Below are 15,666 nucleotides of genomic sequence, written 5' to 3'. Positions count from 1 at the left end.
GGGCGCGAATTACCGGCCCGGTTCTCTGAGGAGGGCCGGGGACGACTCTGCATGGCCGCGTCCGATCCATCCATGACCGCGCGGCGTTGACGCTTTTCCAGGGATCCGACATGACCCGCGATTACAAATCGACCGTTTTCCTTCCCCGCACCGATTTCCCGATGCGCGGCGGCCTGCCGACCAAAGAGCCGGAGCTGCTGAAGCGCTGGGCCGACATGGACCTGTTCGGCAAGCTGCGCGCCGGGGCCAAGGGCAAGACGAAGTTCGTGCTGCACGACGGCCCGCCCTACGCCAACGGCAACATCCACATCGGCCACGCGGTCAACAAGATCCTGAAGGATGTGATCGTCCGCACCCGGCAGATGCAGGGCTTCGACGCCGATTACGTGCCGGGTTGGGATTGCCACGGCCTGCCGATCGAATGGAAGATCGAGGAAAAATACCGCAAGGCGGGCAAGAACAAGGATGACGTGCCGATCATCCAGTTCCGCGCCGAATGCCGCGAGTTTGCGCAGGAATGGGTCGGCATCCAGGCCGACGAGTTCCGTCGCCTGGGCGTTGAGGGCGATTGGAAACGCCCCTACGCCACCATGACCTTCCCGGCGGAAGCGCAGATCGTCCGCGAAATCCACAAATTCGCGGCCAATGGCGGGCTGTACAAGGGGGCCAAGCCGGTGATGTGGTCGGTGGTGGAAAAGACCGCCCTGGCCGACGCCGAGATCGAATACCACGATCACACCTCCACCACCGCCTTCGCCCGCTTCCCCGTCGCCAGCGCCTCGGTGCCGGAGATCGACAACGCCAGCGTGGTGATCTGGACGACCACCCCCTGGACGCTGCCGGCCAACCGCGCCATCGCCTATGGCGACGAGATCGAGTATGTGACCTACGACGTCACCGCCGTGACCGAAGGCAGCAAGGCCACCGTCGGCGAACGGCTGGTGATGGCCGCGTCGCTGGCCGAGGCTGTGTTCGCCGAGGCCGGGATCACCGGCTGGACCGCGCTGCACCGTTTCCCCGGCGCGCATCTGGCGGGCAGCGTCTGCCATCATCCGCTGGTGGCCAAGGGCTATGACTTCAAGGTTCCGCTGCTGGCCGGTGGCTTTGTCACCACCGACGTCGGCACCGGCTTCGTCCACATCGCGCCGGGCCATGGCGAGGACGACTTCCATCTCGGTCAGGCCAACGGCATCGAGGTGCCGCAGACGGTCGGCGAGGATGGCCGTTACTACGCCCATGTGCCGCTGTTCGCCGGTCTGGCGATCTACACCGACCAGGGCAAACCCGGCCCGGCCAACAAGGCCGTGCTGACCGCGTTCGAAGAGGCCGGGTCGCTGCTGGCCAGCAACAAGCTGAAGCACAGCTACCCGCATTCCTGGCGGTCCAAGGCCCCGCTGATCTACCGCACGACGCCGCAATGGTTCATCTCGATGGAGACGAACGACCTGCGCAAGACGGCGTTGCAGGCGATCTCCAACACCCGCTGGGTCCCGGAGCAGGGCGAGAACCGCATCCGCTCGATGATCGAAAGCCGCCCGGACTGGTGCATCAGCCGCCAGCGCGCCTGGGGCGTGCCGATCGCGCTGTTCGTCCGCAAGTCCGACGGCTCCATCCTGCGCGACCCGGACGTGTTCGCCCGCATCGCCGACCTGTTCGAACAGGAAGGGGCCGACGCCTGGTTCGCCCGCGATCCCAAGGATTTCCTGGGCGACGGCTATGACGCCGACGAGTTCGAGCAGGTGCGCGACATCGTCGATGTCTGGTTCGAGTCGGGGTCCTCGCACGCCTTCGTGCTGGAACAGCGGCTGGAGGAACTGGCCTGGCCCGCCGACCTCTATCTGGAAGGCTCCGACCAGCATCGCGGCTGGTTCCATTCCTCGCTGCTGGAAAGCTGCGGCACGCGGGGCCGCGCGCCCTACAACGCGGTGCTGACCCACGGCTTCGTCCTGGACGAGCAGGGCCGCAAGATGTCCAAGTCGCTGGGCAACGTTGTCGCTCCGCAGGAAATCTGCGACCAGTATGGGGCCGACATCCTGCGCCTGTGGATCATCAACTCCGACTATTCGGAGGATCTGCGGATCGGCAAGGAGATCATCAAGACCCAGGCCGACCTCTACCGCCGCCTGCGCAACACCCTGCGCTATCTGCTGGGCGCGCTGGCCGATTACAGCCCGGCCGAGCGCATCGACGTGGCGCAGATGCCGGAGCTGGAACGCTGGGTCCTGCACCGTCTGGCCGAGCTGGACGAGCTGGTGCGCGAGAAGATCGAAGCCTACGACTTCCACGCCCTGTTCGTCGCCCTGCACAATTTCTGCGCGGTGGAGCTGTCGGCCTTCTATTTCGACGTTCGCAAGGACAGCCTCTATTGCGACGCCGTCGATTCGGTGCGCCGCCGGTCGGTGCGCACGGTGATGGAGCATCTGTTCTCCGCGCTGACCGCGTGGCTGGCCCCGATCCTCTGCTTCACGGCGGAAGAGGCGTGGCTCGCCCGGCCCGAGGGCTTGGGCTGGACGGAGGAAAGCGTGCATCTGCGCGAATTCCCGGCGATCCCGGCGGATTGGCGCAACGACGACCTCGCCGCCAAATGGTCGGTGGTGCGCGGCGTGCGCCGCGTCGTCACCGGCGCGCTGGAGCTGGAGCGGGCCAACAAGGCCATCGGCTCCTCGCTTCAGGCCAATCCGACGGTGTATGTCGATTCGGCGACCAAGGCGTTGCTGGCCGACGTCGATTTCCAGGACGTGTGCATCACCTCGGCCATCACCCTGGTGGAGGGAACGGCTCCGGATGGGGCCTTCGCGTTGGCCGATGTTGCCGGGATCGCGGTGGCTTCGGGCTTGGCCGACGGCGAGAAGTGCGAACGCTGCTGGAAGATCCTGCCGGAGGTCGGCACCGTCGCCGATCATCCGACGCTGTGCGGTCGTTGCGCCGACGCGGTGGAATGACCATACCCGCTTCCGTCGCGCCGTTGGTCCCTCTCCCCCCCGGGGGGAGGGGCCGGGTGTGCGGGCCGCAAGGCCCCCGCACCGGGGCGCGGCGTGACCGTTTCACCCCGACCCTTTCCCCGGGGGGGAGAGGGGGATGCGTGGTGCCATGACCAGCTTTTCCCCCCCGTCCTACACCCGGTTCGGCTTGATCGTCGCGGCGGTGATCGCCCTGCTCGATCAGGTGTCGAAATGGTGGATCCTCGAGTCGGTGATGCAGCCGATTCCCCACGTCATCGAGGTGACGCCCTTCTTCAACCTCGTCCTGGTGTGGAATTACGGGGTCAGCTTCGGCACCTTCGCCAGCGGCGCGTCCTACATGCCCTATGTGTTGAGCGGGATCGCGGCGGTGATCGCGGCCTGTCTGGTCGGGTGGCTGCGGCAGGCCGACCGCCGTCTGATGGCGTTGGCCATCGGCTGCATCATCGGCGGGGCGGTGGGCAACGTGATCGACCGGCTGCGCTTTGGCGCGGTGGCCGACTTCCTCGACTTCCATTGGGGCGAGTGGCATTTTTGGGCCTTCAACGTCGCCGACGCCGGAATCAGCGTCGGTGTGGCGTTTCTGCTGCTCGACGGACTGTTCGCGGGCCGCGAAAAGTCGTAAGAGAGGGGCGGCGACGACCGCTCATGCCGTGATTGACGCGTTCTGTGATCGATGCCCAGCGATCGACGCCCAGTGATTGACGCCAAGTGACTGACGACGGAATCCGAACGTGACCAGCCTCAAGACCTCCCTCTCCTCCCCCCGGTCTCTCGTCGCGCTGACGCTTGCGGCGCTGGCGCTGGGTGGGTGCAGCGACGTTCGCCGCTCCATCGGCCTTGACCGGCAAAGCCCGGACGAATTCACCGTCGTGTCGCGCGCGCCGCTGACCCTGCCGCCCAGCATGCTGCCCGCCAACCTGCCCAAGCCGCGCCCCGGTGCGGCCCGCCCGCAGGATTCCTCGCCGACCCAGACCGCCGCCGCCGCTGTGATGGGTGGCAAGGCCGCCGCCGCGCGCGCCGCCGCCACCGGCAAATCGGCGGGCGAATCGGCGCTGGTTGGCAAGGTCGCCGCCAAGGGTGGTGTCGATCCCGACATCCGCACCAAGGTCGATCAGGAAACCACCCAGCTCATCGTCGCCGACAAGAGCTGGATCGACGGAATCCTGTTCTGGCAGAAGCAGGAGCAGCCCTTCACCGTTGTCGATCCGGTCAAGGAGCAGCAGCGCCTGCGCGAGGCCCAGGCCCAGGGCAAGGCGCTGGACGGGGCCGGGTCGCCGACCATCGAACGCAAGCGCAAGGCCCCGCTGGAAGGCTTGTTCTAAGCGCGTCGCCGCACCAGTTTTGCAAGGGCGTCTTCCCCACCGGGAAGACGCCCTTCGTGTTTTTGCCTCATCCATCGTCGTGTGTCCGACTGTTCGGGAGTTGCCATGCCCGCACCCATCCTCCCCCGCCGCACCGCCGCGCGTCTGGCCGTGGCCGCGTGCCTGGCGCTGGGGGCCGTTGCCCTGCCGGGGATTCCGTTGCCGCTGTCGGTTGCCCACGCTGCCGAGAAGGGCGTGTTTTTCCCGGAAAGCTTCACCTTGGCCAATGGCATGCAGGTGGTGGTCATCCCCAACCGCCGCGTGCCGGTCGTCACCCACATGGTGTGGTACAAGGTGGGATCCGCCGACGAGGAGCGCGGCGTGTCGGGCATCGCCCATTTCCTGGAACATCTGATGTTCAAGGGAACCGACCGTCTGGCACCGGGGGCCTTCAGCCGCATCGTGGCCAAGAATGGCGGGCGCGACAACGCCTTCACCTCCTACGACTACACCGCCTATCACCAGAACGTCGCGCGCGACCGGCTGGAGCTGGTGATGTCGATGGAGGCCGACCGCATGGCGAATCTGCGCCTGACCGACGCGGTGGTTGATCCCGAACGCGACGTCATCATCGAAGAACGCCGCCAGCGGGTGGAGAACAAGCCGTCCGACCGCATCGGCGAATTGCTGAACGCCACCCTGTTCGTCCATCACCCCTATGGCACCCCGGTGATCGGCTGGCCGCAGGAGATGGCGGCGCTGACCCGCGCCGACGCCGAGCGCTTCTACAAAAGCTGGTACGCCCCCAACAACGCCATCCTCGTGGTGTCCGGCGATGTCTCGGCCGAGGAGTTGAAACCGTTGGCCGAGCGGACCTATGGCCAAATCCCGGCCCGCGCCGTGCCCGAACGCCGCCGCGTGACCGAGCCGCCGATCCGGGCCGAACGCCGCGTCACCCTGCGCGACGCGGAGGTGCGGCAGCCGATGATTTCGCGGCAATGGGTGGCCCCGTCCTACCGGCTGGACAGCGGCGGCCACGCCTACGCCTTGCAGGTGCTGGCGGAGATCCTGAACGGCGGATCGACCACGCGCCTCTATCGGACGCTGGTGGTGGAGCGCAAGCTCGCGACCTCGGTCTGGTTCAGCTACAACCCGACCGCCTGGGACATGGGGACCGTCAGCACCGGTGCCGTACCCGCCGCCGGGGTGCCGATGGAGCGGGTGGAAGAGGCGCTGTGGGGCGAATTGCGCGCCCTGCTCGACCAGGGCGTGACGGAGGCGGAGGTGGCGACCGCGCGCAAACGGATGCTGGCCGCCGCCGCCTACGCCCGCGACAGCCTGACCGGCCCGGCGCAGACGCTGGGAGCCGCGCTCGCCACCGGCCAGAGCCTGGACGATGTCGAATCCTGGCCCGCCCGCATCGACGCCGTCACCGCCGAACAGGTCAACGCCGCCGCCCGCGCCGTGCTGGGCCAGAGCAACCACGTCACCGGCCTGCTGTTGCCGCCGGTTGGAAAGGACGGTTGAGAATGCGCGCCTGGAGTGTTCGCGGCGCGGCGCTGGCCCTGCTGGCGCTGACCGTTGCCATCGCCGTTCCCGCTGTTTCGGCCCACGCCATCACCATCACGAAGGTGGTCAGCCCCGGCGGGATCGAAGCCTGGCTGGTGGAGGATCACAAGGTCCCGGTGGTGGCGCTGGAATGGGCCTTCGAAGGGGCTGGCGCGCGGGATCCGGCGGGCAAGGAGGGGCTGGCCAATCTGGTCGCCCACACGCTGGACGAAGGGGCTGGGCCGCTCGATTCGGCCAGCTTCCAGGACCGCTTGCAGGACAGCGCCACGTCGCTGGGATTCAGCGCCGGACGGGACGCCTTCACCGGGTCGCTGCGCAGCCTGCGCGACCGGTTGGACGAGGCGGTCGATCTGGCCCGGCAGGCGATGACCGAACCGCGTTTCGACGCCGACCCGGTGGACCGCGTGCGCGCCAGCGTCGTTGCCGGGTTGACGCGCGAACAGGCCGATCCCAACCAATTGGCCCGGCGGCTGTTCTACCGCACCGCCTTCCCCGATCACCCCTATGGTGTGGAGTTGCGCGGCACCGCTGACAGCCTGGGCCGCATCACCGCCGACGATCTGCGCGGATTCGTCCACAGCCAGTTTGGCCGAGACCGGTTGAAGGTGACGGCGGCGGGCGACGTGACGCCGGAGGCGCTGGGCCGTGCGCTCGACCGGTTGTTCGGCGCGCTGCCCGCCACCAGCCAAATGGCGGTCTTGCCGGAGGTGTCGCCGCAGGGGGCCGGTGAGACGCTGTTGCTGCCGCGTCCGACGGCGCAGACCATCATCCTGATGGGGCAGGCGGGGGTGAAGCGCAGCGATCCCGATTGGTACGCCGCCACGGTGATGAATTACGTGCTGGGCGGTGGCGGCTTCAACTCGCGCCTGATGGAGGAGGTGCGGGAAAAGCGCGGCCTGACCTATGGCGTCTACAGCTACCTCGCGCCGATGGACCATGCGGCGATGGTGGTCGCGGGCGGCTCCACCGTCAACGCCAAGGCCGGGCAGGCGCTGGCGATCATGCGGGCGGAATGGGCGCGCATGGCCGACGGCGGCGTGACCGATCAGGAACTGGCCGACGCCAAGACCTATCTGACCGGTTCCTTCCCGCTGCAACTGGGATCGACGGCGTCCATCGCCAAGACGCTGTTGCAGGTGCAGCGCGACCGGCTGGGCATCGAGTATCTGGGCCAGCGCGACCGCTTCATCAACGCGGTGACGGCGGACGACGTGCGGCGGGTCGCCAAGCGCCTGCTGGATCCGGCCCGGCTGCTGACCGTGCTGGTCGGTCGCCCCGATGGGGTGACGCCGACACAAACGGTGGACGAGGCGCGCTGACCGGCGGTTCCGGTCAAAAACCTCTGGGCGAAGCGGGCCATTGCGTGCATTGGCGCATGGCCGCTCGCGCCGGTCGGTGTTAGGCTCCACACGCCGCGTCAAAGGACCATCGTGTTTCAGGAGTCCAAGCATCATGACCGCGCTCACCCGCTCGCCCGCCTGGGCGGCGCTGACCCAGCATCGCCAGGCGTTTGGCGACACCCACATGCGCGACCTGTTCGCCGCCGATCCCAGCCGGTTCGACCGCTTCTCGCTCGACGCCGCCGGGCTGTTCCTTGATTATTCCAAGAACCGCATCACCCCTGAGACGCTGACCCTTCTGCTCGATCTGGCTCGGCAACAGGATGTCGAAGGCTGGCGCGACCGCATGTTCGGCGGCGCGCCGATCAATCTGACCGAAGGGCGCGCGGTGCTGCACACCGCCTTGCGCAACCAATCCGACCGCCCGGTTCCGGTCGATGGCCGCGACGTCATGCCCGACGTCCGCGCCGTGCTGGAGCGGATGAACGGATTCGCCAGCGCCGTGCGCGATGGGAGCTGGACCGGCTACACCGGCCAGCCGATCACCGACGTGGTCAATATCGGCATCGGCGGATCCGATCTGGGGCCGGTGATGGTGACGGAGGCGCTGAAGCCCTTCGCCCATCCCCACGTCGCCCTGCATTTCGTGTCGAACATCGACGGGACGCATCTGGCCGAAACGCTGAAGTGGCTGGACCCCGACACCACCCTGTTCATCGTGGCGTCGAAGACCTTCACCACCCAGGAAACCCTGACCAACGCCCATTCGGCCCGCCGCTGGTTCCTGGAGAGCGCCAAGGACCCCGCCCACATCGCCAAGCATTTCGTCGCCGTCTCCACCAACGAGGCGGAGGTGGTGAAGTTCGGCATCGACCCGGCCAACATGTTCGGATTCTGGGATTGGGTCGGCGGGCGCTATTCCCTGTGGGGGGCCATCGGCCTGCCCATCGCCATCGCCATCGGGCCGGAGCGTTTCGCCGAGCTGCTGGCCGGTGCCCATGCGATGGACGAGCATTTCCGCACCGCGCCGCTGGACCGCAACATGCCGGTGCTGCTGGGTCTGCTGGGCGTCTGGTACGTCAATTTCTGGGGGGCGTCGAGCCACGCGGTGCTGCCCTATGACCAGTATCTCCACCGCTTCACCGCCTATCTCCAGCAGTTGGACATGGAGAGCAACGGCAAATCGGTGACGCGCGGCGGCGAACCGGTGGATCACGCCACCGGCCCGGTGGTGTTCGGCGAACCCGGCACCAACGGCCAGCACGCCTTCTACCAGTTGATCCATCAGGGCACGTCGCTGATCCCCTGCGATTTCATCGCCACCGCCACCAGCCACAACCCGATTGGGGAGACGGCGGGGGCGCATCACCGCATCCTGCTGTCCAACGTCTTCGCCCAGGCCGAAGCGCTGATGCGCGGCAAGACGGCGGACGAGGTGCGGGCGGAGATGACCCGCGCGGGCAAAGCGCCCGACGCGGTCGAGGCGCTGGTTCCCCACCGCGTCTTCACCGGCAACCGCCCGTCCAACACCATCCTGTTGAAAAGCCTGACCCCGGCCACGCTGGGCGCGCTGATCGCGCTGTACGAGCACAAGGTGTTCGTCCAGGGCATCGTCTGGGACATCAACAGCTTCGATCAATGGGGGGTGGAGTTGGGCAAGCAACTGGCCAACACCATCCTGCCGGAGCTGGACAGCGGACCGCAGCCGGGCGCGCACGACGCCTCCACCAGCGGCCTGATGGGCTGGTGGCGGGTCAACCGCTGACCCGGCGGCAGCTCTACAGCTTGTGTCTTCCCTCTCCCGCCGATGCGCGGGGGAGGGGGGTTACAGCGGAATGTCGGAAAACACCCGACCGTCATCGACCGCCGCCGGGGCGCAGGGGTTCTCGCCGGTCTGGCGGCTGCGGTACCAGCGGGCGAATTGGCGGTCGGCGGTGTTGATGTGCAGCATCAGCCATTGCGGCAGGAAATCGGCCAGGCTGTCGCGCAGATCGTTGGTGTTGGTGGGGGTGTTGGTGGAGCTGGCGGCGGCCGAGTCGGTCGGGGCGTCAATTCCATCCGCCGGTTGCGCCTCGGCGCTCAGGCCGTTCACGCGGCGCCAGGCTAGGCGGTGTTGGGCCAGATGATCGTCCAGGAAGGGGTAGCCCGCTTCCTCCATCACCGCCTGTTCGTCGGCGAAATGGCTTTCGGTGTAGGCGGTGGCGGCGTCCAGCGTCCGTTGGATCTCCTCGGCGCTGCCACCGGCGCGCACCGCGCTCTGATAGGCCTGGACCAACGCGATCCAGGTGCGGTGCTGGTCGTCGATGGTGTCGATGCCAAGACGCAGGTCGTCGCTCCACACCAGCGAGCCATAATCGACCGCCCCACACTCCGCGCTGTCGCACACCATGACGATTCGGGCTTTCCTGAAAAAGGGAAGCCCTTCGTCTAATCGCAGCCGCCGGGCGCATCAAGCGGGGCGTGCGCCCGGCGGTGGTTTTGCTACGTTTTGACGCGGGGTGACGAACGGCTGTCGATCAGCCGCCCTCTGTCAACCGCCTGACCGCACGCTGGCCAGGAAGCGGTCCACCTGCGTGCGCAGCAGTTCGGCCTGCTTGGACAGCTCGCCCGACGAGGTCAGCAGGCGGTTGGCCCCGCCGCCGGTTTCCGCCGCCGCGTGCAGCACGCCGTTGATCGAGGACGACACCTCGTTCGTGCCGGCGGCGGCCTGCTGGACGTTGCGGGCGATTTCCATGGTGGCGGCGTTCTGGCCGTCCACCGCCTCGGCGATGGTCCCGACGATGCTGTTCACCTCGCCGATGGTGGCGGCGATGTTCTTGATCGCGGCGACCGCGTCGGCGGTGGCCGACTGGATTTCCGCGATCTGCTGGGAAATGTCATCGGTCGCCTTGGCGGTCTGGTTGGCGAGACTCTTCACCTCGCTGGCCACCACGGCGAAGCCCTTGCCCGCTTCACCGGCCCGCGCGGCTTCGATGGTGGCGTTCAGCGCCAGCAGGTTGGTTTGTCCGGCGATGCTGGAAATCAGGTTCACCACGTCGCCGATCTGGTTGGCCTTCGACGACAGGCCATCGACGATGCGGTTGGTCCCGTCGGCCTGATCGGCGGCCTGCTTGGCCTTGCGGGTGCTTTCGCCGATCTGGCGGCCGATTTCGGAGATGGAGGCGGCGAGTTCCTCCGCCGCAGCGGCGACGGTCTGGACGTTGACCGACGCCTGTTCGGACGCGGCGGCCACGGTGGTCGCCTTGCTTTCGGTCTGCTCGGCGGTGCTGCTCAGGCTGCGCGCCAGCGTGCGGACATCGTCGGAGGAGGCGGAGACGTTGTTGACGACGCCCTTGACCTCGCTTTCGAAACGGTCGGCCAGCGCGTTCATCTCCGCCCGCTTCTTCGCGTCGGCGGCCTGCTCGCTCTCCGCCTGACGGCGGCGGAAGGCGTCGGCCTCGGCGGCGTTGGTCTTGAGGATCTCGACCGCGCCGGTGATCTGGGCGATCTCGTCGTTGCCCTGGGCGTGCGGAACCACGACGGTGAAATCACCCTTGGCCAGCTTCAGCGTGCTGTCGGTCAGGCGGCGCAGCGGGCGCAGCGCCCCCAGCGTCCACAGGGCAAAGCCGATGGCCAGCAGCAGGGCCACCGCGCACAGCGTCACCATCAGGGTCTGGAAGCCACGGGCAAGGACGCTGGCGTGGGCGGCCAGAACGTTGTTCTTCTTTTCCTGCAGATCGATGAAGGCGTTGATGCGGGTCAGCCATTCGTTGAAAGCCGGGCGGGTGTCGGCCAGCAGGGCTTCCTGGGCCTGCGGGATGTTGTTGGCCTTGCGGGTGTCGATGACCTTCTTGATCAACGGCAGGGTCTTGGCTTCCGTCTCCTTGATCGCCGCGATCATCGCCCGTTCCTCCGGGCTGATGCTGGCGGCCATGGTGGCGACCAGCGCGTCAAGCTGCTTGGCGGCCTCGGCGTAAAAGCCGGTCAACCGGTCGATGTCACCCAGAACGGTCGGCAGAATCGAGTCCGGAACCAGCACCACGTCGCGCAGCGCGATCGCGCGGTCGTGGACGCTGCCCCGGAAATTGATGGCGTGGCGTTGTTTGACGCTGTTGACGTCGTTGATGATCGTCAGATCGGTGTCGATCTTCCGCACCTCGTTCACGCCGACCACGGTCAGGCTCACCAGAAGCAGAAGGACCGCGCCAAATCCCAGGAACAGGCGGGTGCGGATGGGGGCGTTCAGCAGGGAGGCCATGGATGTCGTTCCTGATTGGAAGAAATGGACCTGGGTCGGCAGGATGGACGGAACAGTATCGGAAATTTGCTACGAATTGTTTATCCGCATGACGGGCAACAATGTTTTGCGCCGGAGCCGAGTCGGCGCGCTTCGCCCTCTCGGTTCTCTCAACCAAGAGCGAGATAGGTTCGGGCCACCACGCAAATCAAGGGGGAAGATGCGGTGTCCAGAAACGCGAGTGGGCGCCCCGACCGGGGCGCCCATCGACGCGGCACGTTTGCCTAGGGGAGACCCCCGTCTTAGAACAGACGCAGGATCGACTGTTGCGACTGGTTGGCCAGGGTCAGGGCGATGGTGCCGAGCTGTTGCCGGGTCTGCAGCATCAGCAGGCTGGCACCCTCTTCGTTCTGGTCGGCCAGCGTCAGCTTGCTGGCACCTTCGGTCAGGACGTCGCTGAACTCCTTGGTGAAGGTTTCACGGGTGGTGATGATGTTCAGGTTGGTCGAGAGCTGTTGCGAGGCCGACCGCACCGTGGCTTTGGCGAAATCCAGACCGGCGACCGCCTTGTCGATGTCCGCGCGGTCGGTCCAGTCGTTTTGCGCCGAGTCCAACCGCAGGCCTTGGCCGCTGGTGGTCAGGTTCACCGTGGTGACGTTGATGGTGTTGGTGTTGCGTTCGTTCAACTGCACCGTCAGGTCGTTCGACGTGTTGGCGTCCGTCACCTGCTTGGTCACGATGTTGGCGGAGCAGTTGGCCGAGGCCGCCTGCTGGATGGTCTGCTGGTCGATCTTCAGACGGACGGTGCCGCTGTCGAACGCGAAGGACTGGTCGCCATCGGCCAGTTTGGCTTCACCCCGGTTGTTCATGCCATCGCGGGTGATTTGCGCGCCGTTCAGGTTGGTGATCTGAACCTGGAGATCGACCTTCTTTTCGATCACCGAGATGCCGTTGCCGGAGTTGTTCGCGGATTCCAGCAGCTTGCGGTCCACGGTGAAGGACACGACGGTGCCCGACGAGAAGCTTTCCGAGATGTGCTTGGTCAGCGCGTTGGTGGTGGAGGCCGACAGCGTCACTTCACGGGCCACACCGGCGGTGGTGGCACCGGTCAGCGTGATGGTTCCCTGGGTACCGACCGAGGTGGATGCCAGATCCTTGCCGTTCAAACGACCACCGGTCGCCAGCGCGCTGTTGATCGAGGCGCGGAGCTGCGAAGCGATGTTCGCCCGACCGGTTTGACCAACGGCCACGTCGGAGGACGTTGCGGTGTAGCTGAAGGTCTGGCCTTCCACCGTCACCGTGAAGATGTCACCCGCTTCGATCGTCCCGCCAATCGACACCTGCGAAGACTGCGCCACGCCGGAGGTGGCGGCGGTCGCCAGCTTGGTGTCGATGGTCTGGTTGTTGTCGAAGTAGGAGATCGTCCGGCTTTCCTTGCCGTCGGTGATGATGAAGGAGCGCTCGCGGCCCGAAGCGCCGCGCACCTCGATCTGCACGTCGGAGAAGCTGCCCAGCGTGGTGGCCATCTTGCCCGACAGCTTCAGGCCGGTCAGGCCGTGCGCGTTTTCCGCGCTGCCGATGTCGCCGACCGCGCCTTCGATGGTCCCCTTGCCCTTGACGCGGATGGAATAGGTGTCCGCCGAGATGACGTTGGTGGCGCGGGCGTTTTCGATGCCCTGGATGGTGTTGACCGCCTGGCGCGAGGTGCTGGTGCTGTCCAGCCGCAGGCCGTTGCCGCCGATCAGGTTCTTGCCCTGATAGCCGCTGTCACCGGCCAGCTTGTCGATCTGGTCCTTCAGATTGTTGAACTGGGCGGCCAGAGACTTGCGGGTGGCGACCGAGGCGGCGTCCGTGCCCAGCGCGGCGTAGGCGGCGGTGGTCAGGCCCTTGGCCTGGTCGATCATGCTGTCGATCGAGGTCAGGCCCTTGTCGGCAGCCTTGATGGTGCTGATCGACTGGCCCATCGCGTCCTTCAGCGACGACAGGTCGCCCGCGCGCTGGGTCAAGCCCTTGGCAGCGAAGAAGGCGGTCGGGCCGTCGAGGGCCGAGTTGATCTTGTTGCCGGTCGACAGAATGTTCTGCTTCTTGTCGATGTTCGACTGGGTCCCCTGCAGTTGCAGCAGGTTGGTGCGCATTGCGGCGGTGAGAGTGACGTCGTTGGCCATGGCTCCAAGTCTCCTTCTGAGGCTGTCCTCGCGGCTGGTCTTTTGACCGGAGCGAGGCAACGTGCGTTTGCGTGACACCACTCTTTCAAGGACCGTGCCAACTCCAAAATTGCAGGATAACTCATTGATTAATAACAATAATATTTCCGAGTCGGCAAAAATCGCCGATCCGCTGGGCCAGAACGCCCGCTGGGGGAGTCGAAAAAGATTCCGGGAAAACTTTGCCGGTGGGGATGGATCTGCCGGTGAGTCCGTGGGAGGAATCTTCCCATCCACCGATCCGCGCGGGTATGGTCGCCCCGTCAACCAACCAAACCGGCCTTATAAGGCGGAAACGGGAGAGCATCATGACCAGTCGGATCGACGCGCGCCTGGCGGAACTGAACATCGAACTGCCGCAGGCGGCGGCCCCGGTGGCGGCCTATGTCGGTTACACGCGCTCGGGCAACACCCTGTACATCTCCGGCCAGATCACCATCTGGAACGGCGAGCGCAAATTCGTCGGCAAGGTCGGTGTGGATTACACGCTGGAACAGGGCAAGGAGGCGGCCCGCCTGTGCGCGCTGAACATCCTGGCCCAGGCCAAGGCGGCGCTGGGCGGCGATCTGGACCGCGTCACCCGCGTGCTGAAGCTGGGCGGCTTCGTCAACGCCGGCCCGGACTTCCACGATCACCCGCTGGTCATCAACGGCGCGTCGGAGCTGATGCAGGACGTGTTCGGTGACGCGGGCAAGCACGCGCGGGCCGCTGTTGGCGTGTCGTCGCTGCCGGGCAACGTTGCGGTGGAAGTGGACGCGGTTCTGGAAGTCGCCTGATCGGTCGCGGCGCGGTGGGCGTCTTGCCTCCGAACGGCGGAGACACCATGTCCCGGCTCGCACCCGGAACCAGGGGCGGCAAGGGAGAAGGGTCAATGCCGGACGGTCAGGACGCCATCACCGTGAAGATCATCACCGGGATCGGCGCGGTGGATGCCCCGTCGTGGGACACCTGCGCCGGTCCCGACAATCCCTTCCTCTGCCACGCCTTCCTGTTGGCGGCGGAGGAGTCGGGGTCGGCCTGCGGCGAAACCGGTTGGCAACCCAGCCATCTTCTGGCCTTTGACGGCGGCGGGCGGTTGGTGGGGGCGGTCCCCGCCTATCTGAAAAGCCATTCCTACGGCGAATACGTCTTCGATCACGCCTGGGCCAACGCCTATGAACGGGCGGGCGGGCGTTATTACCCCAAGCTTCAGGTCGCGGTTCCCTTCACCCCGGTCCCCGGCCCGCGCCTGCTGCTGGCTCCGGGCGCGGGGGAGGAGGTCGCCGCCGCCCTGATCACCGCGTTGGAGCGGGTGGCCCGGCGGTACGGCGTGTCGTCGGTCCACGTCACCTTTCCCCACGCCACCGACGCCGACCGGTTGGAACAGGCCGGGTGGTTGCGCCGGGTGGGCGTGCAATATCATTGGGACAATCGCGGTTACGCCACCTTCGATGAGTTTCTGGAGGCGTTGAACGCCCGCAAGCGCAAGGCCATCCGCAAGGAGCGGCGCGCGGTGGCCGACAGCGGTGTCCGCCTGCACACCCTGACCGGCGATGACCTGAAGCCGGAGCATTGGGACGCCTTCCACCGCTTTTACCTCGACACCGCCGACCGCAAATGGGGCGGGGCCTATCTCACCCGCGCGTTTTTCGACCGGTTGGGTCAGACCATGGCCGACCGCGTCGTGCTGGTGATGTGCGAGGATCAGGGCGCGTGGGTCGCGGGCGCGCTCAACCTTCTGGGCAGCGACACGCTTTATGGCCGCAATTGGGGGTCGGACGGGCGTTATCGCCATCTGCATTTCGAAGCCTGCTATTACCGCGCCCTGGATTTCGCCATCGCGCGCGGACTGAAGCGGGTGGAGGCCGGGGCGCAGGGCGAGCACAAGATCCAGCGCGGCTATCTGCCGGTGGAAACCCACAGCGCCCATTGGGTGGCCGACCCCGGATTCCGCAAGGCGCTGGACGATCATCTGGTCCGTGAACGCGCGGCGGTCGCCGCCGACATGGCGGCGTTGGCCGAACTGTCGCCCTATCGCCAGGATGGTTGAAACCAGACATGGCAGCGGAATGATCGGTTGGGATACTCTTTCCA

General features: G+C 66.6%; 11 protein-coding genes. 8 read left to right on the top strand and 3 right to left on the bottom strand.

Annotation, left to right across the window (positions count from 1 at the left end; translation table 11 throughout):
- The first annotated feature begins 110 nt into the window (after nt 1-110).
- The 6 genes from ileS (at nt 111) to pgi (ending at nt 8,938) form a co-directional block, all read left to right on the top strand.
- Nucleotides 111-2,942 (top strand): isoleucine--tRNA ligase, encoded by a 2,832-nt coding sequence (ileS, locus tag EJ903_RS13165; RefSeq protein WP_126615964.1) that lies wholly within the window; start codon nt 111-113, stop codon nt 2,940-2,942.
- Between the two features lie 148 nt (nt 2,943-3,090).
- On the top strand, nt 3,091-3,585 hold the full coding sequence (gene lspA, locus EJ903_RS13160; RefSeq protein WP_126615962.1) for a signal peptidase II: 495 nt from the start codon (nt 3,091-3,093) through the stop codon (nt 3,583-3,585).
- A gap of 109 nt (nt 3,586-3,694) precedes the next feature.
- Nucleotides 3,695-4,285 (top strand): DUF3035 domain-containing protein, encoded by a 591-nt coding sequence (locus EJ903_RS13155; RefSeq protein WP_126615959.1) that lies wholly within the window; start codon nt 3,695-3,697, stop codon nt 4,283-4,285.
- Between the two features lie 105 nt (nt 4,286-4,390).
- Nucleotides 4,391-5,791 carry a M16 family metallopeptidase gene (locus EJ903_RS13150; protein ID WP_174237297.1) on the top strand — a complete coding sequence of 467 codons (1,401 nt, stop codon included), beginning with the start codon at nt 4,391-4,393 and terminating at the stop codon, nt 5,789-5,791.
- A 2-nt stretch (nt 5,792-5,793) separates the two neighbouring features.
- Entirely contained in the window at nt 5,794-7,152 is a 1,359-nt protein-coding gene (locus tag EJ903_RS13145) for a M16 family metallopeptidase (RefSeq protein ID WP_126615956.1), read from the top strand.
- Between the two features lie 133 nt (nt 7,153-7,285).
- On the top strand, nt 7,286-8,938 hold the full coding sequence (pgi, locus tag EJ903_RS13140) for a glucose-6-phosphate isomerase (protein ID WP_126615953.1): 1,653 nt from the start codon (nt 7,286-7,288) through the stop codon (nt 8,936-8,938).
- 60 nt (nt 8,939-8,998) lie between these two features.
- Here pgi and EJ903_RS13135 read toward each other — a convergent pair whose 3' ends face one another.
- The 3 genes from EJ903_RS13135 to EJ903_RS13125 form a co-directional block, all read right to left on the bottom strand.
- Nucleotides 8,999-9,562 (bottom strand): bacteriohemerythrin, encoded by a 564-nt coding sequence (locus EJ903_RS13135; protein WP_126615949.1) that lies wholly within the window; start codon nt 9,560-9,562, stop codon nt 8,999-9,001.
- 141 nt (nt 9,563-9,703) lie between these two features.
- On the bottom strand, nt 9,704-11,410 hold the full coding sequence (locus EJ903_RS13130; RefSeq protein ID WP_126615946.1) for a methyl-accepting chemotaxis protein: 1,707 nt from the start codon (nt 11,408-11,410) through the stop codon (nt 9,704-9,706).
- 281 nt (nt 11,411-11,691) lie between these two features.
- Entirely contained in the window at nt 11,692-13,554 is a 1,863-nt protein-coding gene (locus EJ903_RS13125; protein WP_126615943.1) for a flagellin N-terminal helical domain-containing protein, read from the bottom strand.
- Nucleotides 13,555-13,901: 347 nt separating this feature from the next.
- Here EJ903_RS13125 and EJ903_RS13120 point away from each other — a divergent pair, with 347 nt between their 5' ends.
- Both EJ903_RS13120 and EJ903_RS13115 read left to right on the top strand, forming a co-directional pair.
- On the top strand, nt 13,902-14,369 hold the full coding sequence (locus EJ903_RS13120; RefSeq protein ID WP_126615941.1) for a RidA family protein: 468 nt from the start codon (nt 13,902-13,904) through the stop codon (nt 14,367-14,369).
- Between the two features lie 95 nt (nt 14,370-14,464).
- Nucleotides 14,465-15,622 (top strand): GNAT family N-acetyltransferase, encoded by a 1,158-nt coding sequence (locus EJ903_RS13115; RefSeq protein WP_126615938.1) that lies wholly within the window; start codon nt 14,465-14,467, stop codon nt 15,620-15,622.
- Nucleotides 15,623-15,666 lie beyond the last annotated feature (44 nt).

Origin of the sequence: Azospirillum griseum (assembly GCF_003966125.1) — a bacterium.
In the GTDB taxonomy this organism is placed as follows: Bacteria; Pseudomonadota; Alphaproteobacteria; order Azospirillales; family Azospirillaceae; genus Azospirillum; species Azospirillum griseum.
This window is presented reverse-complemented; position numbering and strand designations above follow the sequence as displayed.